The organism is Labrys wisconsinensis, assembly GCF_030814995.1.
GTDB lineage: Bacteria > Pseudomonadota > Alphaproteobacteria > Rhizobiales > Labraceae > Labrys > Labrys wisconsinensis.
This window is the reverse complement of sequence record NZ_JAUSVX010000020.1, coordinates 24,595-49,173: the sequence shown is the minus strand read 5'-3', so window position 1 is coordinate 49,173 and position 24,579 is coordinate 24,595. Positions and strand designations below refer to the sequence as shown.

The 24,579-nt window shown below is 70.8% G+C and carries 23 protein-coding genes; 14 read left to right on the top strand and 9 right to left on the bottom strand.

All coding sequences use genetic code 11. The features are described from left to right. Positions 1-12: 12 nt before the first annotated feature. Positions 13-1,014, bottom strand: coding sequence for a zinc-dependent alcohol dehydrogenase family protein (locus tag QO011_RS35420; RefSeq protein ID WP_307283092.1), 1,002 nt, complete (start codon positions 1,012-1,014; stop codon positions 13-15). 88 nt (positions 1,015-1,102) lie between these two features. Here QO011_RS35420 and QO011_RS35415 point away from each other — a divergent pair, with 88 nt between their 5' ends. Next, a complete protein-coding gene (locus QO011_RS35415) occupies positions 1,103-2,044 on the top strand; it encodes a LysR family transcriptional regulator (RefSeq protein ID WP_307283089.1) in 942 nt (313 codons plus the stop codon). Between the two features lie 223 nt (positions 2,045-2,267). Continuing rightward, positions 2,268-2,525 carry a hypothetical protein gene (locus QO011_RS35410; RefSeq protein ID WP_307283086.1) on the top strand — a complete coding sequence of 86 codons (258 nt, stop codon included), beginning with the start codon at positions 2,268-2,270 and terminating at the stop codon, positions 2,523-2,525. A gap of 60 nt (positions 2,526-2,585) precedes the next feature. Here the strand turns inward: QO011_RS35410 and QO011_RS35405 are convergent, their stop codons facing one another. Continuing rightward, positions 2,586-2,990 carry a hypothetical protein gene (locus QO011_RS35405; RefSeq protein ID WP_307283083.1) on the bottom strand — a complete coding sequence of 135 codons (405 nt, stop codon included), beginning with the start codon at positions 2,988-2,990 and terminating at the stop codon, positions 2,586-2,588. Between the two features lie 238 nt (positions 2,991-3,228). Here QO011_RS35405 and QO011_RS35400 point away from each other — a divergent pair, with 238 nt between their 5' ends. The 3 genes from QO011_RS35400 to QO011_RS35390 all read left to right on the top strand — a co-directional run bounded on the left by QO011_RS35400 (position 3,229) and on the right by QO011_RS35390 (position 4,457). Beyond that, positions 3,229-3,675 carry an SRPBCC family protein gene (locus QO011_RS35400; RefSeq protein WP_307283081.1) on the top strand — a complete coding sequence of 149 codons (447 nt, stop codon included), beginning with the start codon at positions 3,229-3,231 and terminating at the stop codon, positions 3,673-3,675. Then, entirely contained in the window at positions 3,672-4,010 is a 339-nt protein-coding gene (locus tag QO011_RS35395; protein WP_307283079.1) for an ArsR/SmtB family transcription factor, read from the top strand. The genes QO011_RS35400 and QO011_RS35395 overlap by 4 nt, the downstream gene beginning before the upstream one ends. 102 nt (positions 4,011-4,112) lie before the next feature. Next, the gene (locus QO011_RS35390) at positions 4,113-4,457 is read left to right on the top strand and encodes a hypothetical protein (protein ID WP_307283078.1); all 345 of its coding nucleotides are present in this window, start codon (positions 4,113-4,115) and stop codon (positions 4,455-4,457) included. A 6-nt stretch (positions 4,458-4,463) separates the two neighbouring features. On the opposite strand, the gene QO011_RS35385 is transcribed toward QO011_RS35390, so the two are convergent. Beyond that, positions 4,464-6,251, bottom strand: coding sequence for an NAD(P)/FAD-dependent oxidoreductase (locus QO011_RS35385; protein WP_307283077.1), 1,788 nt, complete (start codon positions 6,249-6,251; stop codon positions 4,464-4,466). A gap of 234 nt (positions 6,252-6,485) precedes the next feature. Continuing rightward, positions 6,486-7,313 (bottom strand): metallophosphoesterase family protein, encoded by an 828-nt coding sequence (locus tag QO011_RS35380; protein WP_307283075.1) that lies wholly within the window; start codon positions 7,311-7,313, stop codon positions 6,486-6,488. A 135-nt stretch (positions 7,314-7,448) separates the two neighbouring features. Here QO011_RS35380 and QO011_RS35375 point away from each other — a divergent pair, with 135 nt between their 5' ends. Together QO011_RS35375 and QO011_RS35370 are read left to right on the top strand one after the other, a co-directional pair. Further along, a complete protein-coding gene (locus QO011_RS35375) occupies positions 7,449-8,048 on the top strand; it encodes a DUF1989 domain-containing protein (RefSeq protein WP_307283073.1) in 600 nt (199 codons plus the stop codon). A 353-nt stretch (positions 8,049-8,401) separates the two neighbouring features. After that, entirely contained in the window at positions 8,402-11,818 is a 3,417-nt protein-coding gene (locus tag QO011_RS35370) for a PAS-domain containing protein (protein ID WP_307283071.1), read from the top strand. A gap of 25 nt (positions 11,819-11,843) precedes the next feature. Here the strand turns inward: QO011_RS35370 and QO011_RS35365 are convergent, their stop codons facing one another. The 4 genes from QO011_RS35365 to QO011_RS35350 form a co-directional block, all read right to left on the bottom strand. Then, entirely contained in the window at positions 11,844-12,689 is an 846-nt protein-coding gene (locus tag QO011_RS35365) for a carbohydrate ABC transporter permease (protein ID WP_442358313.1), read from the bottom strand. Next, complete coding sequence (locus QO011_RS35360) at positions 12,686-13,567, bottom strand: carbohydrate ABC transporter permease (protein WP_307283069.1); 882 nt, start codon at positions 13,565-13,567, stop codon at positions 12,686-12,688. Before QO011_RS35360 ends, QO011_RS35365 begins: the two co-directional genes overlap by 4 nt. 27 nt (positions 13,568-13,594) lie before the next feature. After that, on the bottom strand, positions 13,595-14,848 hold the full coding sequence (locus QO011_RS35355) for an extracellular solute-binding protein (protein WP_307283066.1): 1,254 nt from the start codon (positions 14,846-14,848) through the stop codon (positions 13,595-13,597). Positions 14,849-15,032: 184 nt separating this feature from the next. Further along, complete coding sequence (locus QO011_RS35350) at positions 15,033-16,301, bottom strand: ROK family transcriptional regulator (protein WP_307283064.1); 1,269 nt, start codon at positions 16,299-16,301, stop codon at positions 15,033-15,035. Between the two features lie 115 nt (positions 16,302-16,416). Here QO011_RS35350 and QO011_RS35345 point away from each other — a divergent pair, with 115 nt between their 5' ends. Next, positions 16,417-17,496 carry an SIS domain-containing protein gene (locus QO011_RS35345; RefSeq protein ID WP_307283061.1) on the top strand — a complete coding sequence of 360 codons (1,080 nt, stop codon included), beginning with the start codon at positions 16,417-16,419 and terminating at the stop codon, positions 17,494-17,496. Continuing rightward, a complete protein-coding gene (locus tag QO011_RS35340) occupies positions 17,493-18,407 on the top strand; it encodes an ROK family protein (RefSeq protein WP_307283058.1) in 915 nt (304 codons plus the stop codon). The genes QO011_RS35345 and QO011_RS35340 overlap by 4 nt, the downstream gene beginning before the upstream one ends. A gap of 13 nt (positions 18,408-18,420) precedes the next feature. Here the strand turns inward: QO011_RS35340 and QO011_RS35335 are convergent, their stop codons facing one another. Beyond that, positions 18,421-19,149 carry a GntR family transcriptional regulator gene (locus QO011_RS35335; RefSeq protein WP_307283053.1) on the bottom strand — a complete coding sequence of 243 codons (729 nt, stop codon included), beginning with the start codon at positions 19,147-19,149 and terminating at the stop codon, positions 18,421-18,423. A 279-nt stretch (positions 19,150-19,428) separates the two neighbouring features. Between QO011_RS35335 and QO011_RS35330 the strand changes: the two genes are divergently transcribed. Genes QO011_RS35330 through QO011_RS35310 form a run of 5 tightly spaced genes read left to right on the top strand, consistent with a single transcriptional unit; the run spans position 19,429 to position 24,573 of the window. Continuing rightward, positions 19,429-20,511, top strand: a complete 1,083-nt coding sequence (locus QO011_RS35330) for a phosphotransferase (RefSeq protein ID WP_307283050.1) — start codon at positions 19,429-19,431, stop codon at positions 20,509-20,511. 12 nt (positions 20,512-20,523) lie between these two features. Next, entirely contained in the window at positions 20,524-21,885 is a 1,362-nt protein-coding gene (locus QO011_RS35325; RefSeq protein ID WP_370882059.1) for an aspartate aminotransferase family protein, read from the top strand. Continuing rightward, complete coding sequence (locus QO011_RS35320) at positions 21,882-22,685, top strand: NAD-dependent epimerase/dehydratase family protein (protein WP_307283048.1); 804 nt, start codon at positions 21,882-21,884, stop codon at positions 22,683-22,685. Before QO011_RS35325 ends, QO011_RS35320 begins: the two co-directional genes overlap by 4 nt. Next, positions 22,682-23,806, top strand: coding sequence for a mandelate racemase/muconate lactonizing enzyme family protein (locus QO011_RS35315; RefSeq protein ID WP_307283045.1), 1,125 nt, complete (start codon positions 22,682-22,684; stop codon positions 23,804-23,806). Before QO011_RS35320 ends, QO011_RS35315 begins: the two co-directional genes overlap by 4 nt. Further along, positions 23,803-24,573 carry an alpha/beta fold hydrolase gene (locus QO011_RS35310; RefSeq protein WP_307283042.1) on the top strand — a complete coding sequence of 257 codons (771 nt, stop codon included), beginning with the start codon at positions 23,803-23,805 and terminating at the stop codon, positions 24,571-24,573. Before QO011_RS35315 ends, QO011_RS35310 begins: the two co-directional genes overlap by 4 nt. The last annotated feature ends 6 nt before the right edge of the window (positions 24,574-24,579 follow it).

The window sequence follows — 24,579 nt, the reverse complement described above, 5'->3', positions numbered from 1 at the left end:
GATGTCTCGCCTTCAGACCGTGATCGCCAGCTTGCCGAAATGGCCGCCGCGCTGCATCAGTCCATAGGCAGCCGGCGCCTCGTCGAAGCTGAAGACCCGGTCGAGCACCGGCCGGATGCGGGTGGCGGCGATCGCTTCTGCCGCTTCGGCGAGGTCCGCCACCGAGCCGGTGTTGCTGCCGATGACGCGCAGCGTCTTCAGGATCACCGGGAAGAGCGAAGTCGCGAGCTCGCCGCCGGTGACGAAGCCGACCACGAACACCGTGCCTTCGACGGCGGCGGCATTCAGCGAGCGGCCGAAGGTCTGCGCGCCGACGGTCTCGACCACCAGGTCGACGCCCGCGCCATCGGTCCGCTTCAGCACCTCGGCGTCCCAGTCCGGGGTGCTGCGGTAGTTGATGGTCTCGTCGGCGCCGAGGGCGCGGGCCCGCTCCAGCTTCTCGTCCGAGGACGAGGTGAGGATCACCCGGGCGCCGGCCGCCTTGGCGAACTGCAGGGCGAACAGGCTGACCCCGCCGGTGCCGAGCAGCAGGACGCGCGAGCCCGGCCGGACAGCGGCGGTGCGCATCGCCTTCCAGGCCGTCGTGGCGGCGATCGGCAGGCTCGCCGCCTCCTCGAAGGAAAGATGCTCCGGCATGCGCACCAGGCCGCCCGCCGGAACGACGGCGAGCTCGGCGAGCGACCCAGGCATGGTGATGCCGCGCATGCGCCGCCCCTCCACCGGGCCGGGGGCGCCGGCGGTCCAGGCCGGCAGGAAATGCGGCACGACGCGCTCGCCGGGCCGCACACCCTCGACGCCGGCGCCGAGCTCGATCACCTCCCCGGCCCCGTCGGTCACCGGGATCAGCGGCAGGTGCGGCACGGGGAAGCCGCCGGTCGCCACCGCCAGATCGATATAGTTGAGGCTGGCGGCCCTGAGCCGGACGAGCACCTCGCCCGGGCCGGGCCGCGGCGGCTCCGCCTCGGTCCGGACGAGGTGCTCGAGGCCGGGGGCTGTCAGGTGATAGGCGCGCATGGAAACCTCCATTGGTCGGTGCGGAGGCAGATAGGTCCCGGATCTTCGTCCTGTAATCCCGCGGGATTGCAGGTTATCCTTGCACCTGATGCACGAATTCAGCGGACGCCGTCTCGACGAGGTCGTCGCCTTCCTGGCGGTGCTCGATGCCGGCGGCTTCGCCGGGGCCAGCCGCCGCCTCGGGCGCGACGCCTCCGTGCTGTCGCGCCGGGTGGCGGCCCTGGAGCGGCGGCTCGGCGCGCGCCTGATCGAGCGCACGACCCGCAGCGCCGTTCCGACCGAGGCCGGCGCCCGCTTCGCCGAGCGCATGCGCGCCGCGCTCGCCGCCATGGCCGAGGCGGAGCAGGAGGCGGCCGAGGCCGCGGCCCTGCCCAGCGGCCGGCTGCGCCTCGCCCTGCCCGGCACCTTCGGGCGGATGTGGATCGCGCCGATGCTGCCGGACTTCCTGGCGCTTCACCCGGCGGTGAGCGTCGAGGCCTCCTATTCCGAGCGCTATGTCGACCTCGTCGCCGAGGGCTATGATATCGCCCTGCGCATCGGCGACCTGCCGGACAGCCGCCTCGTCGCCCGCAAGCTCGCGGACAACCGGCGCCTGGTCTGCGCCGCCCCGGCCTATCTCGCCCGCCGCGGCGCCCCGGCCCGCCCCGCCGATCTCGCCGGCCATGACTGCCTGATGTTCACCCGGCTCGTCTCCCATCCCGAATGGCGTTTCCGCCGCGACGGGCGGGTGGAGGGCGTGCGCGTGTCCGGGCCGCTCGCGGCCGACGATTCCCACACCCTGGTCTGGGCGGGCGTCGCCGGCCGGGGCCTGATCATCTGCTCGGAATGGCTGGTCGGGCCGGAGCTGGCGGACGGGCGCCTGGTGGAGGTGCTCGGCGACTGGTCCGTCGACGGCGAAGGCGCCATCCACCTGGTGCGGCCGTCGGCCCGCTTCACCGCCGGCAAGGTCCGCGCCTTCACCGCCTGGCTGGCCGGACACCTGGCGCCGCCGCCCTGGGCGGCGGGGGCGCCGACACCTCGATGCGCATGATCGAACGGCCGGCACCCGCTTGCCGGCGGCGGCCGGCACCCCATAACCATGGGGTCACGCCGCCTCCAAGACCGGCGCGGCAGCGGTGCCGTCGCTCGCCCTGCGCGCCACGCACGAGCGACGGCACCGTTCGCACAACCAAAAATCCTGATTTCGGATTGCCCCGCAATCGTGCCATGGTGGGCCCGTGAGGACACGCTGTCCTGCCAAAGAGGGGCTATATATGGACGATCGTATGGTTGCCGCTACGCTGGCTGCCGCGGTTCTGGCGAAGACGGACATACCACCGGAACGCGATGTTGCGGCATTCGCCGTCAAGACCTATCAGCGGCTGCTGCGCGGCGTCGCCAAGGTCAACGCGGCGGAACACGAGGTGGCGGCGACCAAGCCTGCCGCCAAGCCTGCAGCCGACGGGGCCGCACCGGCCAAGGCGGTTGCCGGGCTCAAGATCTGGCCGCCGAAGAAGCCGTCGCCGGCGTGAGGCGCCTGCGGCCGTGATCGCCGGACCGCCCACCGGGCGGTCCGGCCGAGGCCCGGGCCGTCAGCGGGCGGCGAAGTGGAACAGCAGCAGGCCGCAGCGGGCCGCCAGGAAGGCCAGGGCCGGCACCAGGAGGACGACCCCGAGCACCACCTCCAGCCGACCATGCAACCGGCCGCCCGCGGTCCTCGCAGCCAGGCCGGCAAGCAGAGCCACCCCTTCGCCGATGGTCACCGAAACGCCGTAGAGACCGCCGGTCATCAAGGTCAGATGCGCCCACCAGGGCACGGACAGGGGATAGGTGGAGACCCAGTTGTAATAGGCCATGCCGCAGATCCAGCCGAGCATGGCCAGCTTCGCCGCGGTCTCGCCGAGCCGGTCGGGAGCCATCGCCAGCAGGCGCCCGGCCATGGGCAGTGAAGCCCAGCGGCGGCGGCGCCGTTTCCGTCCCAGCTGTGCGCCCCCCATGGCGTCTCTCCCGGACCCAGCCCTGCCGGCCGCCTCGATCTCAACCCCGCTCTCCCTGCCGGGGCCGATGCAGTTGACCCTAAGTGAGCGGGGATGTCCACCGCCAAATCCCGCGCTGCAGCGAAGACCGCCGCTCATCCCCGACGAAATGCAGCTGCGACGCGCCCAGAACGGCAACTTTATGGTTGCGGTTACGGGCACAAGCTGGCACGGTATCAGCAACCAGGAGGTTGCCATCATGTCCGACCGCATCGAAAAGACCATCGACCTGAAAGCGCCGGTCGACCGGGTCTGGCGCGCCATCACCGACCATGTCGAGTTCGGCCAATGGTTCCGGGTGAAGCTCGACGGCCCCTTCGTGCCAGGCGAGGCCTCGACCGGCCACATCACCTATCCCGGCTTCGAGCACATCCGCTGGAACGCCCGGGTCGAGCGCATGGAGGCGCCTCGCCTGTTCGCCTTCACCTGGCATCCCTATGCCATCGACCCCGCCGTCGACTATTCCGGCGAGACGCCGACGCGGGTGGAGTTCACCCTCACGCCGACAGCGGAGGGCACGCGTCTCACCGTGGTGGAATCCGGCTTCGACGCCATCCCGGTGCACCGGCGCGACGAGGCCTTCCGCATGAACGATGGCGGCTGGGCGGAGCAGGTACGCAACATCAGGGCTCACGTCGAGCGATGATCGGCGCCAGCCTCCCGGCAGCCGCCGCCGACCCGGCGCCGATCTTCGCGGCGCTGGGCGACAGGACCCGCCTGTCCCTGCTGAGGAAGCTCAGCGACGGGCAGGCTCGCTCCATCGCCAAGCTCTCGGTCGACACCGAGCTGACGCGCCAGGCCGTCACCAAGCATCTGCATGTTCTTGAGCATGCCGGGCTGGTCTCGAGCATCCGCGTCGGCCGCGAGAGCCGCTTCGCCTATCGGCCGGAGCCGATCGCCGAGGCCCGCTCCTATCTCGATCTGGTCTCGGCGCAATGGGACGACGCGCTCGGCAGGCTCCGCGCCTTCGTCGAGGGCTGAGCCGCGCGGTTTTTGCAGCCGGCGCGAACCTTGGACGGACTTCGCCGTTGGAACAGGAGGATATCGGCAACGATCCTCCACCAGCGAAAGGAGGGACCCGTCATGCGCATTGCAACGATCGCCACGCTGGCCATCCTTGCCTTCGCGGCCCCCGCGACGCCTTCGGCTGCCGGCGAGGCCCTCGACCCCGGCAGCCAGGCTGCCGACACCATCGACCACGTCGCCGTGGTCGACATCGACGACCTGCCGGCGGCGGCCCGGGCTCAGGTCGACGCCGCCGTGGCGCAGACCAGCCAGGAGGAGATGCAGGCGCTGCGCAACTCCATCGATGCGACGCCGGCGATGACGTCGGCGCTCGCGGCCAGGGGCCTGCGCTCCTGGCAGGTCGTCGCCGTCAACGTCGATTCCGCGGGCAGGCTGATCCTGATCACCCGGTCGGAGATCTGAGAGGCCCTATGCCAGGTGATGCACCTCGGGCAGGCCGTAGACCTGCGTCGGCAGGCCCTCCATCCGCGCCTTGAGCTGCAGCGCCAGATATTGCGAATAGTGCCGCGACTGGTGCAGGTTGCCGCCGTGGAACCAGAGCCCCTCCTGGCGCGTCGGCTTCCACATGTTGCGTGGCTCGCCCTCCCAGGGTCCGGGATCCTTGGTCGTGCCGGAGCCGAGGCCCCAGACCTTGCCGACCTTGTCGGCCACCGCCTGCGAGATCAGCCGCGCCGCCCAGCCGTTCATCGAGCCGTAGCCCGTGGCATAGACGATCAGGTCCGCCGGCAGCTCGCTGCCGTCGTCGAGCACGACGCCGTGCTCGACGATCTCGCGCACCTCGCCGCGCCTGAGCTTGATCTCGCCGCTCGCGATCAGCTCGCTGGCGCCGACGTCGATATAATAGCCCGAGCCGCGCCGCATATATTTCAGGAACAGGCCGGAGTCGTCGTCGCCGAAGTCGAGCAGGAAGCCGACCGCCTCCAGGCGGCGATAGAGCTCGGCATCGTGCGCCCGGATGGCTGATGTGACCGGCTTGAGGACCTGCGGCAGCAGGCCGTAGGGCATCGAGGCGTTGAGGAGGTCGGCCTTGTCGGTGGTGATGCCCCGCTCCAGCGCCGCCTCCGAATAGAGCGTGCTGGTGCCGAAGCGGAACAGCGCATCCGATGTCGCGATATGGGTCGAGGAGCGCTGGACCATGGTGACGTCGGCGCCGTTCTCCCAGAGATCGGCTGAGATGTCGTGGGCGGAATTGTTCGAGCCGATGACGACGCAGCGCTTGCCGCGATAGGCCTCGCTGCTCTTGTGGCGGCTGGAATGGTGCTGCTCGCCGGCAAAGCGCGCCATGCCGGGGAAGTCCGGCTCGTTGGGCAGGCCCGACATGCCCGTCGCCAGCACCAGGTGCCTGGGGCGCAGCGTCACCGGCTCGCCGGCGCGGATGGCCTCGACCGTCCATTCGCCGCTGGCCTCGTCATAGCTCGCCTTGCGGCAGGTGGTGGAGGTCCAGACGTTGAGCTCCATCACCCGGGCATACATCTCCAGCCAGTCGGCGATCTTGTCCTTGGGCGAATAGACCGGCCAATCGTCGGGGAAGGGCAGGTAGGGCATGTGGTCGTACCAGACCGGGTCGTGCAGGCAGAGCGACTTGTAGCGCTTGCGCCAGGAATCCCCCGGTCGCTCGTGCGCCTCCAGGATGATGGTGGGCACGCCGAGCCGCCGCAGGCGCGCGCCCAGCGCCAGGCCGCCCTGGCCGGCGCCGACCACCACGCAATAGGGCTGGTGCTCGCGCCCGAGGCTCGCTTCCTCGTCCTGCCGGAGCTCCAGCCAGGACTTGCGGTCGCGATGGATGCCGTGCAGGGCGCCGAAGGCCCGATGCCGGCCCTTCTTTTCCTCGAAGCCCTTGAGCTCCTCCATCGAGGTGAGCAGCGTCCAGCACAACTCGTCCCGCAGGCGGACATGGCCCTTGCCGCGCGCGACGGCGGTCTCGAAGGTGAACCAGCCCTCGACGATGCCGTTCGCCTCGGTCGCCTCTCCTTCGATCGCCAGCGCGGTCGGCCCGGTGCGATCGAGCGTCGCCTCGGCGAAGGCCCGGATGCCGGCCCGGCCCTCGGCGGTGTGGAGGTTCCAGCTGAAGGCGAGGAGGTCGCGCCAGTAGCCATCCTCGACGAACAGGGACGGGATGGCGGAGATGTCGCGCGCGCTGAGCGCGGCTCCGAATCGCTCCAGCCAGGTCGAGAGTTGACGCGTCGCTTCCACCATGCCGTTTCGCCCCGAGATCGACCTGTTGCCCGCCGGGATCGATGCCGCAGCGGATTTTATACCCAAGCCTGCGCCAGGGCGGCGGCGAGATCAAGCCTCTGCGAGAAGAATCCTAGGGTGATGGGGAACGTGCTTCGCCCGCTGCAGCCGATGGCTATCCTTGCATGCGGAACGCCACGTCATGGACGAGACAAGCCCGTCCATGACGGTCGCGGATGGCGGGGTCGTTCAGCCTCAGGCAAACTCGCGGCTGGAGCGCTCGGTCATTTCCCGCAGATCGATATCGCCGGCGAGGAAGGCGTCGTAGAGTTGCCGGATCGCCGGCGGAACGGCGCGGCCGTGCACGCTGGCCGAGAGCAGCTCCTCGCGGATCACCGCCGGCCGGTCGATCGGACCCCTGGCCTGGAGGAAAGAGACCTGGCCGCCCGCCAGCACCGCCGCGGTGAGGATGCCGGAGCGATAGGCGCCGGTGTCGATCGACACGCGGTTAGGGGTGACGACGGGGTCATCGCCCATGATGGTGTGGCCGTGCACCACCCGCCGCGGCAGCGGCGGCTGGTGGTCCAGGAACTCGTGACGGATCCAGAGCAGATCCTCCTCGAGCTGGTCCTCGATCGGCGTGCCCGGCCGGATGCCGGCATGGACGAAGAGGTGGACGCCATCGTCATGGGTGAGCGGCAGGGCCGAGAGATGCGCGGCGTGGCGCCGCAGCTTCGGCGAGGTCTTCCAGTCGCGCTCGCCGGCGCCGTAGCTGACGATCGTATGCCGGAACAGCGTCCAGGCCCAGTCCGGCAGGCCCTCGCCCGTGGTCACCGCCTTGACGAAGAGGTCGTCATGGTTGCCGCGCAGGCACACGAAGCTGTCACCCCTGCGCCGTGGGCCGGCGATCAGCCGCTCGACCACGCCGAACGTGTCGGGGCCGCGGTCGACATAGTCGCCGGTGAACACCACCTTCGCCGCCGTGCCGCGGACCGCGGCATCGGCCTCCACAAGGTCCAGCAATTGCTCGAGAAGGTCGAGGCGACCGTGAATGTCGCCGATCGCATAGGTCGTTTCGGTCATGATACTCGTCTAGGTGGTTGCGGGACGGTGAGCAAGGGCGCCCGGCGCGGCCCTGGCATGCATCCGGCCGCGGCCGCGCTTGCTCGGGCCGCCCGGCTCGGCGAGAGTGGCGCCCCCGCCAGCCGGAGCCGCGCCATGACCGTCCTCGTCACCATCCCCGCCCGCCGCGGCAAGGCCGCCCATGTCCGGCAGGGCCAGGTCGTCAAGGTGATCAACACCCATGGCGACCAGGTGGTCGACACCTGGGCCTTCAACGCCCACGATCTGACCGAGTTCATGTCGATGGAGCACACCCGTCCGCATATCCTCAAGATCATCCCGGCGGTCGGCGACGCCATGATGACCAACCGGCGCCGGCCGATTCTCACCCTCCTGGAGGACACGTCGGGCGGCATCCACGACACGATCATCGCCGCCTGCGACAGCCACCGCTACAGGTTCCTCGGCGTCGAGGGCTATCACGACAACTGCACCGACAACCTGCACGCGGCGATGCGGGACCTCGGGCTGGAGGCACCGGAGACGCCGAGCCCGCTCAACCTGTTCATGAACATCCCGGTCCGGCCGGACCACAGCCTGTCCTTCGAGCCGCCGGTCTCGACGCCCGGCAGCCATGTCGCGCTCCGGGCGGAGATGGACCTCGTCATCGCCTTCTCCGCCTGTCCGCAGGACATCCTGCCGATCAACGGCGTCGGCCACATGCCGACCGAGGCGCATTTCAGCCTGGAGGGATGAGGCGGAGGACGCGACGGCTACCCCACCCTCGACCGTCATGGGCGGACTTGTTCCGCCCATGACGGAACCGTTGCGGCGAAGACTGCCACGGTAGCCTCATGCGCAACCGTCATGGGCGGGCTTGACCCGCCCATCCACGCGAACACCGGCGGTGCCTGAAGAAGCTTTCTGTCGCGGAGATCATGCCACCGACGGCGTTCGCGTGGATGGCCGGGCCAAGCCCGGCCATGACATCGAGGTTCATGCGCGCAGACCGTCCTCACGTTGCGTTCCCCACCTCGATGGGCGAAGACTGCGCGAAGACCTGACGTCCGCACGGAATGCGCGGGCGGAACGGCGGACGGGAGGACGCCATGGGCGGGCTGACGCCTGTCATCGCGGTGCTGGCCTATGGCGCGGTCCTGTTCGCGATCGCCTACCGCTTCGACCGTCGCGGCATCTCGGCGCGCCTGTCGCGCTTCGCCTATCCCCTGTCCCTGGCGGTCTATTGCTCGAGCTGGACCTTCTTCGGCGGCGTCGGCACCGCGGCGAGCAGCGGCTGGAACTATCTGACCATCTATCTCGGCCCGATGCTGATGTTCGCGCTGGCGCCGCGCTTCATCGGCCGGATCGTGCGCCTGTCGGCGGAGACGGGCGCGACCTCGATCGCCGACTTCATCTCCGCCCGCTACGGCCGCAGCCGCGGCATCGCCGCGATCGTCGCCGTCTTCGCCCTGCTCGCCTCGATCCCCTACATCGCCCTGCAGCTGCGCTCGGTGTCGTCGAGCTTCGCCGTCCTCGCCGGGCTCGACGGCTCCTGGGCGCTCGGGCCGGTGGTGGCCCTGCTGCTCGCCGTCTTCTCCATCAGCTTCGGCGCCCGGCGCTACGAGGTCGCGGGCCGCAACGACGGCGTGGTCGCGGCCATCGCGGCGGAATCCCTGATCAAGCTCGCGGCCTTCGCCGGCCTCGGCGTGTTCGCGCTGCTGCTGGTGCTGCACGCCCCGGCGCCGGTGCAGGCCGCCGGCGGCGCCGCGCTCTGGCACCGGCTGCGGCCGGAGGGCCTGTCCCTGGAGTTCCTGGTGCAGACCCTGCTGGCGGCGACCGCCATCCTGTGCCTGCCGCGCCAGTTCTATATCGGCATCATCGAGGCGCGCGACGCGGCGCAGGTCCGCGCCGCCCGCTGGCCGTTCATCGCCTATCTCGCCGTCATCTCGGTGATGGTGCTGCCGCTGGCGCTCGGCGGGCTCGCCCTGCTGGCGCCGGCCGCGCCGGCGGACCTGCACGTGCTCAACCTGCCCCTCGCCTATGGCAGCGAAGCCATGGCGCTGCTCGCCTTCCTCGGCGGCTTCTCCGCCTCGACCGCCATGGTCATCGCCGAGACCATCGCGCTCTCGACCATGGCCACCAACGACCTCCTGGCGCCGCTGATCCTGCGCAGCCGGCCCGTGGTGGCGGATGCCGACCTCGGTCGGCTGATGCTGCGGGCCCGGCGCCTGATCATCGTCGCCATCATCGGCGTCGCCTTCGTCTACTCGACCGCCATCGACGCCTCGCGCTCGCTCGCCTCGATCGGGCTGATCGCCTTCGCCGGCGTCGCCAATTTCGCCCCGGCCCTCGTCGCCACCGTCGCCTTCGGCTTCGCCAATGCCCGCGCCGCCCGCGCCGGCCTGGTGGGCGGCCTGACGCTGTGGAGCTATTGCCTGATGCTGCCCTCGATCGGCGACGACGGCCTCGCCGGCCTGCTCGGCGGCGCGAGCGGGGGCTGGCTCAACCCGCACGCCTTGTTCGGCATCCCGCTCGGCTCCTCCATCGTCCATGGCAGCCTGTGGAGCCTCGCCGTCAATGTCGGGCTGATGGCCTTCGTCCATTTCGCCCTGCCGCGGCACGAGGGCGGCGCCGGCACGCCGGGGCGCGGCGGCTTCGGCCATGTCACCACGCTCGGGGAGCTCAGGGCGCTGGTCGCCCGCTTCGTCGGCGACCAGGAGGCGGCGGAGAGCTTCGATGCCCTGCGCATCGGCCCGAACCCAGCCGGCGACCCCGAGGCGCCGATCGACGGCCAGGCCGCGCGCCTGGCCGAACGCCTGATCGCCGGCGTCATCGGCGCCCCCTCGGCCCGCCTGATCGTCACCTCGACCATGGCCGGGGCGGCGATGGACGTCGGCGACGTCGTCCGCCTGCTCGACGAGAGCGGCCAGAGCCTGCAGTTCTCGCGCCGCCTGCTCTCGGCCACGCTGCAGGCGATCGATCCCGGCGTCAGCGTCATCGACCGCAACCTGCGCCTCGTCGCCTGGAACCCGCGCTATCTCGAGCTGTTCGAGTATCCCGAGGGCACTGTCGCCGTCGGCCGGCCGGTCGCCGACCTGATCCGCTACAATGCCGAGCGCGGCGAATGCGGCCCCGGCGAGGTGGAGGCCCATGTCGCGCGCCGCCTCGCCCATCTCCAGCGCGGCCGCCCGCACAGCTTCGAGCGCCGGCGCCCGTCCGGGCGCTGGATCAAGACGGTCGGCGGGCCGATGCCGGGCGGCGGCTACGTCATGAGCTTCACCGACATCACCGCCGAGAAGGAGCGCCAGGGCGAGCTGGAAGCCCGCGTCGAGGCCCGCACCCGCGAGCTCGCCCGCATCAATGCCGAGCTCGATGCCGCCAAGACCCTGGCGGAGACGGCGACGCGCGACAAGACCCGCTTCCTCGCCGCCGCGAGCCACGACCTGCGCCAGCCCCTGCATGCCGCCCGCCTGTTCTGTGCCGCGCTCACGAGCCAGGCCGGCGAGGCCGACAGACCGCTGGTCGGGCGCATCGACCAGGCCATCGGCACGGCGGACGCGCTGCTGCGCGCCCTGCTCGACGTCTCCAAGCTCGACGCCGGCGGCGTCACGCCGCGGCCGGAGCCCTTCGACCTCGGCGTGCTGATCGCAGAGCTCGCCGCCGAGTTCGCTCCGCTCGCCGCCGAGCGCGGTCTTGCGCTGCGCGCCCGGCCCGGGGCATTCGGCGTCGTCACCGACCGGTCGCTGCTGCGCTCCGTGCTGCAGAACTTCCTCTCCAACGCGGTGCGCCACAGCCCGTCCGGCCGGGTATGGGTCGGGGCGCGGCGGCGCGGCGGGCGCGTGCGCATCGAGGTGCGCGACAGCGGCCCCGGCATCGCCGCGGCCGATCAGGTCCGCATCTTCCGCGAGTTCGAACGCCTGGACAGCCCCGGCAGCGCCGGGGGCGGCGTCGGCCTGGGCCTGGCCATCGTCGAGCGCATCGCCCGCCTGCTCGACCTGCCGCTGTCGCTGCGCTCGGCGCCCGGCCGCGGCTCGACCTTCGCCGTCTCCGTGCCCGCAAGCCCCATCCCCGCGCCCGCTGCTCGGGCCCCGGGCGCGGCGACCGCCGGCACCGGCGCGCCGGGTCTGCGCGTGCTCTGCGTCGACGACGATGCAACCGTGCTCGCCGCGGTCGACCTCGCCCTGCGCGCCCAGGGCTGCGAGACGCTGCTCGCCGGATCCGTCGCCGAGGCGCTGGCCCTGGCGCGGCAAAGCCGGCCGACCTCGGCGCTGATCGACTATCAGCTCGGCGGCGCATGGGACGGGCTGGATCTCGCCGGCGCGCTCCGGGCGCTGGACGGCGCCATGACCCTGGCGCTGGTCACCGCGGATCAGGGCGTCGCCGAGGACCCGCGCATTCCGGCGCTGGACATTGCCGTCATCGCCAAGCCGATCGATCCGGCCCGGCTCTGGGCCTTCCTGGCCGAGCGCCGGCCGCTCGCCGGGCAGGCCGGGGACAGGCTGGCGGAACCGGTCGCCGCGCAGTGACGGCGGCATCGCGCCGGCCGCCGGACTATCCCTTGATCCCGCCCTGCGCGAGGCCCGACACCAGGGTGCGCTGCAGGACGATGCCGATGAGGATCGGCGGCAGCGCCGTCAGCAGGCCGGCCGTCGCGAGAAGGCCGTAGTCGGATTCTCGTCCGCTGGCGAGATTGGCGATGGTGACGACCAGCGTCTGCGCCCGGCTGTCGCTGGTGAAGATGAAGGCGTAGAGGAACTCGTCCCAGACGTTGAGGATGGCGAAGAGGGCCGTGGTCGCGAGCGCCGGCCGCACCATCGGCAGGGTGACCAGCCACAACGTCTTCAGCACACCCGCCCCATCGACGAAGGCGGCCTCCTCGATTTCCGACGGGACGGCGTCGAAATTGCTCTTCATCAGCCAGATCGCGAAGGGCAGGACCAGGGTGCAATCGACCAGGATCAGCCCGATCGGGGTGTTGAGCAGGCCGGCCCCCGACAGGATGCGGTAGAGCGGCACCACGATCGCGGTCGCCGGCATCATGTAGATGGCGATCACCACCCCAAGGAGCGGGCTCTGCCGGCCCCGGAAGCGCGAGAACGACCAGGCGGCCGGCACGGCGCAGACGAGGGCGACCGCCGTGGTGCCGGCTGCCACCGTGATGGTGTTGCGCAGGGCGAGCAGGAAGGCCTTGCCGCGCGTGTTGTCGGCATAATGGATGAGCTCGGCATAGCGGCTGAGATCGAGCTCGGCGGGGATCCAGCGGAACGGCAGCGTCGTCAGATCCTTGGTGCTGGAGACGCTGAGCAGCACCATCCAGGCGATCGGCGCCAGGATGACGGCCGCGAAGGCGACGGCCGCCAGGTGCAGGGCGATGCTGGCGAGGCGGCTGGGCTTCACGCTGGCGCCCGCCGCTTGACGATCTTGAGATAGGCCGCGATCAGGACGGTCGTGAACAGCAGCACCAGGAGCCCTTGCGAGGCGCCGCTGCCCGCCCTGAGGCTGGCGAAGGCCTCTTGGTAGACCTGCATGCTGAGCGTGCGGGTGGAATTGACCGGGCCGCCGCGCGTCATGACGTAGATGATGTCGAACACCTTCATCACCTCGATGGTGCGCAGCACCGCCGCAACCAGGAGCGGTCCGGCGATCGCCGGCAGAATCACCACCTGGAACCGCCGCCAGGCATTGGCCCCGTCGATATGCGCGGCCTCGATCTGCTCCCGCGGCACGGTCTGCAGCGCCGCGAGCACGATCATCGACACCAGCGGGAAGGTCTTCCAGATATCGGCCACGGCCACCGCCCAGAGCGCGGTCGCGGGATCGCCGAGCCAGCTGCGGTAGGACGACAGGATCCCGACCTGGGTGAGCAGGGCGTTGAGGGCGCCGAAGTCGGGATTGTAGATCAGCCGCCAGGACATGGCGTTGATCACGGTCGGCATCGCCCAGGGCAGGACCAGCAGGGCCCGGAAGAACCGCCGCCCGTGGAGCGGCTGGTCGAGCATCAGCGCGACCAGCACGCCGATGACGATCTCGGCCGAGACGGTGACCAGGGTGAACAGGACCGTCGTCCTCAGCGCCCCGAGGAAGTCGCGCGAACCGAGGGCGCGGGCATAATTGGCGAGCCCGACCCAGTGCTCCTCCCCGCCGATCAGGTTGGCATCGGTGAAGGAGATGCGCACGGTCTGGATCAGCGGCCATCCGACGATCGCCAGGATGACGACGAGCGCGGGCGCGATCAGCAGCCATCCTGCCAGGGCCCGTCGCCCACCCCAGGTCATGATCGTCGGTCCCTCCGACACGCCGGCCTATTTCAGCGCCTCGATCTCGCTCGCGGCGGCATCGAGGGCCGCTTCCGGCGTCGCCTGGTCGAGCAAGGCCTCCTGCAGGTGCTTCTGCAGGATGTTGGAGACCTCCGTATAGTCCGGATGCATCGGCCGCGTGGTCATGGCGGCGACGCCGTCATGGGCGGCCAGCATGATCTCGGGCCGGTCCTTGGTGACGGCGGGATCGTCATAGGCCTTCTTCCAGATCAGCGGCAGCACCTTGCCGATATGGGCGAGCTGCATGTCGTAGGATGCCATCCAGTTGAGATATTCCCAGGCTTCCTTGGGATGCTTGCTGTTGGCGGGAATGGCGAGCGCCATGCTGCCGTTGACGCCGGTGCCCTTGGACTTGCCGTCGACGCCGATGGCCGCCGTGACGCCGATCTTGCCGGCGACCTGGGATTCCTTGGGATCATTGCCGAGCTGCCACATATAGGTCCAGTTCAGGGCAAACGCGGCCTGGCCGCTCTGGAACACGCGCCGCACGTCCTCTTCCAGGTATTCGCGCGAGTTCGGGTTGGTGGTGCCATCCTTGAGGGTCGCCACCATGTATTTCAGCGCGTCGAGGCCGCCGCCGCTCTGGAACGCCGGCTTCAGGTTGCCGTCGAGGAACTGGCCGCCATAGGCGCCGAGCAGCGCGGTATAGTCGCAGATCAGCGCCTCGGCCTGCGCCCAGCTCCAGACGATGGGATAGTTGACGATGCCCTTCTGCTTGAGCACGCGCGCCTGCTCGGCGAGCTCGGCCCAGGTCTTCGGCGGGTCCTTGAAACCGGCCTTCGCCAGCATCTCCTTGTTGTAGAAGAGATACTTGGTGCCGATGGTCCAGGGCATGCCGTAGTAGCGGCCCTGATAGGCCACCGTGTCCCACACGCTCGGCAGCGTCTCCTCCTTGAGCTGCGGCGTCACCATGTCGGTCGTATCCAACAGGAGCTTCTTGGTGGCGAACTCTGCCGGCCAGATCACGTCGATCAGGACGGAATCGTAGCCGTGGTCGGAGCCGTTCGCGAGCACGATCTTGTCGTGCAGCCCCTCATAGGGGACGAATTCGAGGTTCACCTTGATGTCGGGATGCTTGGCGGTGAAGGCCTCCGTCATGGCGCGCAGGTCCTTCTCGTCATAGCCGGCCTGCGACATGAACAGCGCGTTGAGCGTGACCTCCTCGGCTGAGGCCAGCGCGGCCCCGGTGACCGCCAGCGCGGCGGCGGCAAGCAAAGTCCACAGTCTCGATCGGCGCATGGTTACCCCTCCTGTGTGATGCTCTGGCTGATGGCGCCGAGCCCGGCTCCCCGTTCGGCTTGCAGGGTTCGGTATTTCTTATTGTCAATTTGTTTTCAAATTAAATCGCGGACCAATCCTTGTCAACGCGCGAGTTCGGCAGGAGCGCGAGCGGCCGGCCCTCCGCCGCCGCCCGGGGGCAGCCTCAGGCGGAGAACCCGTCGAGCGGGTTGCCGAACAGGAGATAGGCCGATGGCACGCCGTAGTCGGGCAGAGCCTCGCTCGGCCGCGGCGCGTTCTGGCCGGTGAACAGCATGTTGGAGACCGGCAGGGCCGAGGCGCCGAGCGCCGGGCCGTCGCTCAGGAGCTGGCTCTTGACGATGCGCTCGCCCTGCCGGGGCAGGATGCCGTTGACCGAGGGCAGCAGCGGCTCGAGGCGCAGGATCAGGGCATCCAGGATCGGCTCGGCGATCGGCCCGCCCATGACCAGCGCGTCGAGATCGAACATGTTCTCGATGCCGGCGATGGCGATGCGCAGATAGTAGGCCGCGTCCTCCAGCCAGCGCAGGGCCTGCGGATTGCCCGATTCGATCGCCGCCTGGAGCTTGTCCATGGTCGCGGCGGCAAGCTCGTTCGGCGCGGGGAACAGCGCCTCGTAGCCCGAATAGATCGAGGCGTAGCGCTCCAGGCAGCCGCGATTGCCGCAGGGACAGGGCCGACCGCCGGGGCTGACGATGACATGGGCGAGCTCGCCGGCGAGGCCGTGCGAGCCGCGGTAGGGCTCGCCCTCGATGATGATGCCGCAGCCGATGCCGAGGCCGAAGAAGATGAAGAGGAAATTGCGCATCGCGCGCCCGACGCCGTAGAGGCGCTCGCCGATGGCGGCCGTCGTGGCGTCGTTCTCCACGAAGATCGGCATGCGCAGCCGCTCGGTCAGCGTCTGCTCCACCGGGTAGGACGACCAGCCGGCGAGGCCGACCGCATCGCCCCGGCCCAGGCGCCCGGAATGGAAGATGCCCGGCATCACCACGCCCGCCCCCCAGAGCTTGCCGCTCACCGGCAGGGCCGGCGTGCCGGCGAGATCCGCGATCGCGCGCTCGATCACCGGCAGCAGCGCTTCCGGCTCCTGCCGGCCGACCGGCAGGCGCACGTCGCGCACCGGCTGGCCGGCGATGTCCACCAGCACGCCGGAGACATGCTCCTGGTCGACATGCACGCCGATCGAGTACCCGCCGCTCGGATCGACCTCGAAATCGAGCGGCGGCTGCCCACGGCCGCCCGAGCGCTTGCCGCTCGCCCGGATCAGGCCGACCTTGCCGAGCTCCGCCGAGATGTTGGAGACGGTCTGGGTGGTCAGGCCGGTGAGGCGCGCCACGTCAGCCCGCGACAGCGGGCCGTGGCGCCGAATCGCCTCGAACACCACCCGGCGGTTTCGCGTCTTGGCGTGCTCGAGATTGATGCCGGACAGCGCCATGCGTCGACTCCAGAAAAGAATTGCGTTTCAATCGGCCATTAATTAAATCATTTTGGCAATGAGATTGAAGAGCCGACGTCGCGAAATGTGACAGCGGAGAGGAGCGGGTGCAAGCGTGAGCGGCCGGACCAGGACGATAGCGGACTTCATCGCCGGGCAGCCCGACGCGATCGGCGAGATCGCGGACGCGGTCGAGGCTCAGCTCGCAGATCTGCCACCGCTGCCCGCGGAGGGAGAGCTGCACCTCATCGGCTCGGGCACCTCGTTCAATGCCCTGCTCGCGGCCGAGCAGCGGCTGTCGCAGGCCAGCGGCCTGCAGGTCCGCACCCTGCCGCCTCTCGCCTTCCTCGACCAGCGTGGCCCGGCCCTGACCAGGCTGAGGGCGCTGGTCGTCCTGTCCCATTCCGGCGCGAGCACGACCTCGGTCGCCGCCGCCCGCCGCGGCATCGAGCTCGGCCTGCGCACCATCGTCGTCACCGGCCATGCCGACAGCCCGCTCGGCGCGCTCGCCGCCGACCGGATCCTCCTGCCCGTTCAGGACGAGACGGTCGGCGCCAAGACCAAGGGCTACACGGCGAGCCTGCTCGCCCTGCTGATGCTCGCCCGCCGGCTGGAGACGGGCGCATCGGGCGCCCTCCCCGGCCTCGACGCCTTCGTGCCCGCCTACCGTGCGCTGGTGGCGGAGGCCGGCCTCTGGGCTGCCGGCCTCGCCGCCGAGCTCGCCGATGCCGACGCCATCGCGGTCCTGGGCCAGGGACGGCATCTCGGATCGGCCCATGAGGGCGCCCTGAAGATCGCCGAGATCGCCGGCCTGCCGACCCTGCCGGCCGAGACCGAGGACGCCTGCCACGGCCGCTTCTTCGGCTATACTCTGCGGACGCGGGCCTTCTTCATCGCCGCCTCGGCTGCACAGAAGCGGCTCGCCGCGACGGCGGCGGACGCGCTCGCCTCCTTCGGTGTCCGCGCCGCGATCGCCGACCTCTCCGGCGCCGGCCTCGCCTCGCCGCACGACGTCGCCCTGCCCTGGCCCGCGCCGTCGGCCACGCCCGAGCTCGACCTTCTCGCCGCGGCCGTGCCGCTGCAATGGCTCGGGCAGCGGCTCGCCCTGCAGCGCGGCCGTGTCCCGGAGGTGATGCCCTATCCCGGCCTCGGCATGCGGATCGGGTTGCGCGGCGCGCCGGGCAGCGCCCCATGAAGGCCGTCGTGGGCGTCGACATCGGCGGCACCGCCGTCAAGATCGGCATCGTCGGCGCCGATGGAGAGGTCCTCGCCCGGGGCAGCCTGCCCTATGATCGCAGCCTGTCCTTCCCGGCGCTGGCCGGCGTGATCGGCGATCGCATCGCCGCCCTGACCGGGGGTGGAATCTCAGCCATCGGCGTGAGCACGCCGGGCTACGCCGATCCGGCGACCGACGTGCTGGTCAAGGGCGTCGGCAACGTCCCGACATTGCGCGGCAATTCGCTCTCGGCCTATTTCCGCGACCGCTTCGGCGTGGCGAGCGTCACCCGCAACGACGGCGTCTGCGCGGCCTATGGCGAGTATCTCCACGGCGCCGGCCGCGGCCATGCCCGCCTCGCCGTCGCCACGATCGGCACCGGCGTCGGCGGTGCTGTGGTGTTCGACGGCAAGGTCCTGGCCGGCGCCGGCGGCTTCCCCCCGGAATTCGGCGCCATCACCATCGATCCCGACGGGCCGGTCGACACGCTGGGCACGGCCGGCAATCTGGAATCGATCGCCAGCGGGCCGGCCATCCTCCGGCGCTATGGCGGCCTCGCCGGCCTCGATCCCGCGGGCCTGACGGTCGAGGACGTCTGCCGGGCGGCGCGCGAGGGCTCGCCGGATGCGCTGGCGGTGTTCGACCGGGCCGGCCGCGCGCTGGCCCAGGCCTTCGGCGGCATGGCCAACGTGCTCAACCTCGAGCGCTGCATCCTCGGCGGCGGTGTGTCGCTCGCCGGGCCCCTGCTGCTCGAGCCGGTGCGGGCCCACCTGCCGCTCTTCACCTTCAAGCTCATCCTGCCGACCGTCGAGGTCGTGCTGGCGCAGACCGGCAACGATGCCGGCATCCTCGGCGCCGCCGCCTTCGCCGCCGGCCGCCTGGCGGCGTAGAGTCGCCCGTCGTTCAGCGGATATCGGCCAGGCCGACCTCGCCGCCGCTCAGAAGCTCCGGACGCTGCTCGCGGATGAGGCGGATGGTGACGAAGATGCTGTCGAGCTGCTCCTGCAGGGCGGCGACCGCCGCAGCCTCGTCGTGCCGTCGCACCCCCTCGTAGATCGCCGCATGCTCGGCGAGCACGGTCTCGTAATTGTCCTCGATCGGAAAAGCCAGGCGGCGCACCCGGTCGAGCTGCCCGGTTGCGGCGTGCAGCGTGCGCCAGCTGCCGGATATGCCCGACACGGTGCAGACGAGCCGGTGGAAGCCGTTGTCGAGCTCGAAGAACTCCGAGACGTCGCGGCGCCGGGCCGCCTCCTTCTGCCGGTAGAGCGAGAGCTCGAAATCCTTGGCCTGCTCCGGCGCGAACCGGCGCGCCGCCAGCCGGGTCAGCCGGACCTCGAGCGTGTCGCGCACCAGCTGGCCGGCAAGGACCTCGCCGAGATCGATGGCGTTGACGAAGGTGCCGCCGCCCGGCCTGACCACCACGAGCCGCTCGGTCGCCAGTTGCAGGACCGCCTCGCGCAGCGGCGTCCGCGACACGCCGAGCCGGGCGCAGATCTCGCGCTCGAGGATCGCCTCGCCCGGCGGCAGCACCATGGCGATGATCGCCCCCCGCACCAGCTCGTAGAGCTGCGTGGTCTTGGGAAGACGCATGTCGAGCCTGGCGGCGTCGAAGAAGTCGAGGTTCGGCATCATGGAGCGCAGCGAGATCCCAAAAGTTCCGAACCCGACCGGCCGACGGAGACCGGCGACGCCCCAGGCGACGCGCCGCCCGGGCGGCCGCCGGGCCATGAAGGCGTCGTCCGGGGACAGGTGAAGCGGTTCGTCATGGCCGGACTTGATCCGGCCATGACGGCGGAAAGCGCAGCGCACGTATCTGCGAACGCCCACTAAAACACCGCCGCGCCCGGCGTGACAACCTCGGCCGGCGCGAAGAAGGCTTGCACGCCGCAGATCAATATACCAATATATTGCATGAGCTCCGCAACCTCGGCCCAATCCGGCGCCGCCGAACACGACACCTCTCCGCTCGGCGATGCGCTGGCGCTTCCGGCGCGGCCGGTCGCGCCCGACGTCGCGGCGGCGATCCTGCGCGAGCACTACGGCCGGGACGCCTCGGCCAGCGTCCTCCGCGGCGAGAAGGACGGCAATTTCCATGTCCGCGACGGGCAAGGCCGCGACTATCTCCTCAAGATCGTCACGCCGCACGAGGCCGTGACGGTCTCGGACTTCCAGACCGCCCTGCTGCTGCATCTGGAGGCGGCGGCGCCGTCGATCCCGGTGCAGCGCATCGTCCGGACGCGCGACGGCCGGCCCGATCTGACGCTTCCCTTCGACGGCGAGGGCGTGCGCCGCGTCCGCCTCGTCACCTTCCTGCCCGGCCGGCTCATGCGCGACGTCGCCGGGCCGCAGCACGCCCGGCAGGCGGGCGCCGCCCTGGCCGGACTGCAGCTTGCCCTCGCCCCCTTCCGCCATCCCGGCGCCGACCACGCACTCCTCTGGGACCTGCGGCAGGCAGCCGGCCTGCGGCCGCTGCTGGCGGCAATCGACGATCCCGACCGGCGCCGGGCGCTCGAGGGCCGGCTCGACATCTTCGAGGCGGAGCTGGCGCCGGCCCTGGCCCGCTTGCCCCGCCAGGTGGTCCACAACGACTTCAGCAGCGATAACCTCCTGGTCGACCCCGCCGACACCGACCGGATCGTCGGCATCCTCGACTTCGGCGACGCGGTGAGCACGGCTGCCATCGCCGATGTCGCCGCCGCGGCCGCCTATCAGCTCGATGCCGATGCGGACGATCCGGTCGCGACGCTGGCGCGCTTCGTCGGCGGCTTCGGCTCGGTGCGTCCGCTCCAGCCGGAGGAGGTCGAGATCCTCTACGACCTCGTCGTCACCCGCCTGGTGGTGCGGCTGGCGATCACGCAGTGGCGGGCGCGGCGCATGCCGGACAACCAGGCCTACATCCTGCGCAACACGCCGAAGGTCTGGCACCTCTTCGAGCGGGCCTGCGCGGTGCCGGGACGGACGGCCGCCGCGGCCCTGCGCGCGGCCTGCGGATGAGGAGGCGAGCCGATGTCGGCGACGGCGTTCATGATCAACGGCTTCGATCCGGCGGCCGCGAGCCGCCTCGGCCCGGAGGAGCAGCGCCTGATCGCCCGGCGGCGAGCCCTGCTCGGCCCGTCCTACAAGCTCTTCTACGAGCATCCCGTGCAGTTCGTGCGCGCCGAAGGCGTCCGGCTCTACGATCCCCAGGGCAACGCCTATCTCGATGCCTACAACAACGTGCCGGCGGTCGGGCATTGCCATCCCAAGGTCGTCGCCGCGATCGCCGAGCAGGCAGCGCGGCTCAACACCCATACACGCTATCTCGACGAGGCGATCCTCGCCTATGCCGAGGCCTTGCTGGCGACCTATCCGCCCGAGATCGGCAACGTCATGTTCACCTGCACAGGCAGCGAGGCGACGGACCTGGCGCTGCGGGTCGCCCGTTTCCACACCGGCGGCAGCGGCATCGTCGTCACCCGCAACGCCTATCACGGCATCACCAGCGCCGCCGCGGCGATCTCCCCGTCCATGGGTCCCAACGTGCCGCTCGGCGAGCATGTCCTGACCATCGCCGCGCCCAATCCCTATCGCGAGGCCGGCGACGTGGCGCAGCGCTTCGCCGAGGACGTCCGGGCGGCGGCCGCCTGGTTCGCGCGGCACGGCATCCGCTTCGCCGGCCTCGTCGTCGACACGATCTTCTCCACCGACGGCATCCTGCCCGACCCGGCCGGCGCGCTGGCCCCCGCCCTGGCGGCCGTGCACGAGGCCGGCGGGCTGTTTATCGCCGACGAGGTGCAGCCCGGCTTCGGCCGGCTCGGCAGCGCCATGTGGGGCTTCCAGCGCCACGGCATCGTCCCGGACATCGTGGTGATGGGCAAGCCGATGGGCAACGGCATGCCGATCGCCGGCATTGCGGCGCGCCCGGAGCTCCTCGACGAGTTCGGCACGAAGGTGCGCTACTTCAACACCTTCGGGGCCAATTCCGTCTCCATCGCCGCCGCGCGCGCCGTGCTCGAGGTGATCGCCGACGAGGGGCTGATGGCCAATGCCGCGGAGGTCGGGGCCCATCTCATGGCGGGGCTGCGCGCCATCGCCCGCACGACGCCCTCGCTCGGCGACGTGCGCGGCGCCGGCCTGTTCGTCGGCGCCGAGTTCGTCGATCCCCGGACGGGCGCGCCGGACGGACGCCGCGCCCTCGCCGTGGTCAACCGGCTGCGCGAGCGGCGCATCCTGATCAGCGCCTCGGGCGCCGAGGGCAGCGTGCTGAAGATCCGCCCGCCGCTGCCCTTCTCGCAGGCCGATGCCGACGAATTCCTCGTCATCCTCGCCGAGGTCGTCGCCGGATTGGATCGCGAGAACCGACCGAAGGATGACGCGAGCCCGCGATGAAGCCGCTCCTGCTCGTCACCGGCGCCGCCGGACGTGTCGGGCGCCTGCTCCGGCCGGTCCTGGCAGAACGCTACGCCCTGCGGCTGCTCGACCTTGCCGACCCAGGCGCGTCGGCGCAGGAGGAGGCGATCCTGGGTGACCTTGCCGACCCGGCGATGGCGCGCCGGGCCGTGGCCGGCGCCGCCGGCGTGCTGCACCTGGCCGGGCTCGTCGGCCCGGACTTCGGCTTCGAGGCGACGCTGCGGCCGAACTATCTCGGCCTCGTCACGCTGCTGGAAGCCTGCCGGGCCGCCCGCTGTCCGCGCTTCGTCTTCGCCAGCAGCCACCACGTCGTCGGGCTCCACGCCGCCGCCGACGCGCCCTTCGATGCGGCCGCGCCGCTCGCCCCGGACGGTTTCTACGGCCTCAGCAAGGCCTTCGGCGAGGCAGCGTGCGGCCTCTATGCCCGCCGCTTCGCCATGCCTACCCTGATCATCCGTATCGGCAATGCCGACCCGGAGGTGGCCGATGCGCGCCGTGCCCGCATGTGGGTGAGCGCCCGCGACCTCGCCGCCCTGGTCGACATCGGCATGACGGCGCAGGGCCTCGCCTGCGAGACCGTCTATGGCGTCTCCCGCGCCTCGGATCCGCTCTTCGCCGATGCCGCGGCGGCCCGCCTCGGCTACCGGCCTCGAGACGACTCGCGCGACCATCATGCTGCCGGCTTCCGGCCGTCCGCCGCTCTCGGGCCGGCGGACGGCGCCGATCGGGTCGGCGGCTTCTTCGCCACGCGGCCCCTGCCCCATCCCGGTGAGCCATGAGAATCGCCCGAGCCGAATGCCAGCTGGTCGAGATCCCCTTCCACCTCAGCGGCTCCGGCATCGGCATCATGCCGACCGCCTGGCACACGCTCGAATTCGCCCTGGTGCGGGTCGAGGACGAGCTCGGCCATGTCGGCTGGGGCGAAGGCTTCGGCTATTCCACCATCGATGCGACCAAGGCGATCGTCGACCGCCTGATCCTGCCGACCCTGATCGGTCAGGTCGTCGACGACATCCCCGCCTGGAACCGGCGCACGCAGCGCCAGCTCCACATGTTCGGCCGCTACGGCATCACCATCTTCGCCATCTCCGCCGTCGACATGGCGCTCTGGGACCTCGCTGCCAAGCGGGCCAACGTTCCACTGAGCCGGCTAATATCCGACGGCGAGAGGCGAACGCAGATCCCCTTCTATGCCAGCCTGGTGCGCTATGCCGACCGCGACCTCGTCGTGACCGCCTGCAGGCACGTGCTCGATGCCGGCTTCGGCTCGATCAAGCTGCACGAGATCGACATCAGTCATATCGCCGCCTGCCGCGCGGCGATCGGCCCCGGGCCGGACCTCTGCGCCGATGTCAACTGCGCGTGGTCCGCCGACTTCGTCGAAGCCCACCGTGCCGAGCTGATGCGGATCGAGCTGGACTGGCTGGAGGAGCCGGTCTTCCCGCCGGAGGATTTCGAGGCGCTGGCCGGCTTGCGCGGCAAGGGCCTCAGGATCGGCGCCGGCGAAAACTGGTGCACGGCGCGGCAGTTCGACCAGGCGCTCGCCGCCGGCGCGGTCGACCTCCTGCAGCCGAGCGTCACCAAGGTCGGCGGCGTCAGCGAGTTCCTCTCCGTCATCGACCGGGCGCGGACCGCCGGCGCGACGGTGATGCCGCATTCCCCCTATTTCGGGCCCGGCTTCTTCGCCAGCCTGCAGATCGCGGCGGCCCGGCCCGATATCCCCGCGCTCGAATACAATTTCGTGCAGCCGCACGCCTGGCTCGCCGACATCGAAAGCCTGCGCCGGGGCAGCCTGATCACCGTTCCCGACCGTCCCGGCCTCGGATTCGAGCCGGACCCCGACGTCCTCAGGCGCTACGGCCGCAGGCTCGGCGAAAGACACGAGGCAGCGCGACCATGAGCATCGCCCCCGCGCGGATCGTCGGCGCCGGCCCGCGGCGTCTCCTCGCCATCCACGGCTGGATGGGCGACCATCGCCTGTTCGAGCCCTTCCTCGCGGCGCTCGACCCAACCCGCTTCACCTGCGCCCTGCTCGACTGCCGCGGCTACGGCAGGCGGCGTGGCGAGGCAGGCGAATGGACCGTCGCCGCCATCGCCCACGACGCCCTCGCCCTGGCCGACGGCCTCGGCTGGGACCGCTTCCACGGCCTCGGCCATTCCATGGGTGGCATGGCGGTGCAGCGCCTGATGGTCGACAGCCCCGATCGGCTGCAGAGCGCCGTCCTCGTCGCCGCGGTCCCCGCCTCGGGCGCGCGGCTCGGCCCGGAGCGGCGCGCCCTGCTGCTGGAGGCGATCGAGACCCCGGCGGCGCGTCGCCGGCTGATCGACATCAACACCGGCGGCGGGTGCGACGACGCCTTCCTCGACCGCCTGGTCCGGCTCAGCCTGTCCGCGAGCCGGCCCGATGCGCTAAAGGCCTATATGGACTCCTGGACCGGCACCGATTTCGCCGAGGAAGCGAGAGGCTCCCGCGTGCCTGTCCTCGCCGTCGTCGGCGCCCGGGATCCGGGGGCGGCGTCCGCCCAGGCCTTGCCGCCGCTCTACCCGGCGCTGACGCTGCGGGTCATGGCCGGATCGGGCCACTATCCCATGCAGGAAGAGCCGGCCGTGCTGGCGACGCTGGTCGCCGGGCATATCCTGGCCTGCGACGGTTTTCCCGCCGCCTGACGCCGG

What these genes read in the sequence shown, in the direction of transcription:
- QO011_RS35315 (WP_307283045.1), top strand. Translation starts at nt 22,682, where the DNA reads ATGAGAATCGCCCGAGCCGAATGCCAGCTGGTCGAGATCCCCTTCCAC.
- QO011_RS35355 (WP_307283066.1), bottom strand. Translation starts at nt 14,848, where the DNA reads ATGCGCCGATCGAGACTGTGGACTTTGCTTGCCGCCGCCGCGCTGGCG.
- QO011_RS35410 (WP_307283086.1), top strand. Translation starts at nt 2,268, where the DNA reads ATGGACGATCGTATGGTTGCCGCTACGCTGGCTGCCGCGGTTCTGGCG.
- QO011_RS35375 (WP_307283073.1), top strand. Translation starts at nt 7,449, where the DNA reads ATGACCGTCCTCGTCACCATCCCCGCCCGCCGCGGCAAGGCCGCCCAT.
- QO011_RS35325 (WP_370882059.1), top strand. Translation starts at nt 20,524, where the DNA reads ATGTCGGCGACGGCGTTCATGATCAACGGCTTCGATCCGGCGGCCGCG.
- QO011_RS35310 (WP_307283042.1), top strand. Translation starts at nt 23,803, where the DNA reads ATGAGCATCGCCCCCGCGCGGATCGTCGGCGCCGGCCCGCGGCGTCTC.
- QO011_RS35415 (WP_307283089.1), top strand. Translation starts at nt 1,103, where the DNA reads ATGCACGAATTCAGCGGACGCCGTCTCGACGAGGTCGTCGCCTTCCTG.
- QO011_RS35360 (WP_307283069.1), bottom strand. Translation starts at nt 13,567, where the DNA reads ATGACCTGGGGTGGGCGACGGGCCCTGGCAGGATGGCTGCTGATCGCG.
- QO011_RS35405 (WP_307283083.1), bottom strand. Translation starts at nt 2,990, where the DNA reads ATGGGGGGCGCACAGCTGGGACGGAAACGGCGCCGCCGCCGCTGGGCT.
- QO011_RS35340 (WP_307283058.1), top strand. Translation starts at nt 17,493, where the DNA reads ATGAAGGCCGTCGTGGGCGTCGACATCGGCGGCACCGCCGTCAAGATC.
- QO011_RS35370 (WP_307283071.1), top strand. Translation starts at nt 8,402, where the DNA reads ATGGGCGGGCTGACGCCTGTCATCGCGGTGCTGGCCTATGGCGCGGTC.
- QO011_RS35420 (WP_307283092.1), bottom strand. Translation starts at nt 1,014, where the DNA reads ATGCGCGCCTATCACCTGACAGCCCCCGGCCTCGAGCACCTCGTCCGG.
- QO011_RS35350 (WP_307283064.1), bottom strand. Translation starts at nt 16,301, where the DNA reads ATGGCGCTGTCCGGCATCAATCTCGAGCACGCCAAGACGCGAAACCGC.
- QO011_RS35335 (WP_307283053.1), bottom strand. Translation starts at nt 19,149, where the DNA reads ATGATGCCGAACCTCGACTTCTTCGACGCCGCCAGGCTCGACATGCGT.
- QO011_RS35395 (WP_307283079.1), top strand. Translation starts at nt 3,672, where the DNA reads ATGATCGGCGCCAGCCTCCCGGCAGCCGCCGCCGACCCGGCGCCGATC.
- QO011_RS35390 (WP_307283078.1), top strand. Translation starts at nt 4,113, where the DNA reads ATGCGCATTGCAACGATCGCCACGCTGGCCATCCTTGCCTTCGCGGCC.
- QO011_RS35320 (WP_307283048.1), top strand. Translation starts at nt 21,882, where the DNA reads ATGAAGCCGCTCCTGCTCGTCACCGGCGCCGCCGGACGTGTCGGGCGC.
- QO011_RS35330 (WP_307283050.1), top strand. Translation starts at nt 19,429, where the DNA reads ATGAGCTCCGCAACCTCGGCCCAATCCGGCGCCGCCGAACACGACACC.
- QO011_RS35400 (WP_307283081.1), top strand. Translation starts at nt 3,229, where the DNA reads ATGTCCGACCGCATCGAAAAGACCATCGACCTGAAAGCGCCGGTCGAC.
- QO011_RS35380 (WP_307283075.1), bottom strand. Translation starts at nt 7,313, where the DNA reads ATGACCGAAACGACCTATGCGATCGGCGACATTCACGGTCGCCTCGAC.
- QO011_RS35385 (WP_307283077.1), bottom strand. Translation starts at nt 6,251, where the DNA reads ATGGTGGAAGCGACGCGTCAACTCTCGACCTGGCTGGAGCGATTCGGA.